The sequence below is a fragment of the Acidimangrovimonas sediminis genome, assembly GCF_002871005.1.
GTDB lineage: Bacteria > Pseudomonadota > Alphaproteobacteria > Rhodobacterales > Rhodobacteraceae > Acidimangrovimonas > Acidimangrovimonas sediminis.
This window is the reverse complement of sequence record NZ_PHSN01000090.1, coordinates 1-492: the sequence shown is the minus strand read 5'-3', so window position 1 is coordinate 492 and position 492 is coordinate 1. Positions and strand designations below refer to the sequence as shown.

Sequence of the window (492 nt, the reverse complement as noted above, 5' to 3'; positions counted from 1 at the left end):
CGCATCTGAGCCACCGCCAGACCGAGGCGGCGGTGCTCAAGGCGCTGGCCATCGCGCGCGAGGGTGGCGTGCAGACCGCGCTCGACATCGACTATCGTCCGAATTTGTGGGGCGTGGCGGGGCATGGCGACGGCGAGAGCCGCTTCGTGGCCTCCGGGACGGTCACGGAGAAGCTGCAATCGACGCTGCACCTCTTCGACCTGATCGTGGGCACCGAGGAGGAGTTCCACATCGCCGGGGGCACGACCGACACGCTGGCGGCCTTGCGGGCGGTCCGCGCGGTCAGCGGCGCCACGCTGGTCTGCAAGCGCGGGCCGATGGGGGCGGTGGCCTTCACCGGCGAGATCCCCGGCGCGCTCGACGCGGGCGAGGCCGGGCCGGGCTTCCCGATCGAGGTGTTCAACGTGCTGGGCGCGGGCGACGGCTTCATGTCGGGGCTGATCAAGGGCTGGCTGGAGGGCGCGGCATGGCCCCGCGCGCTGGAATACGCCA

At 72.2% G+C, this 492-nt stretch carries 1 protein-coding gene; it reads left to right on the top strand.

Going from position 1 to position 492, the window contains the following annotated elements:
* Positions 1 to 492 (top strand): PfkB family carbohydrate kinase (locus CVV76_RS24465; protein WP_233193161.1); only part of this gene is annotated, 492 nt, incomplete at both ends.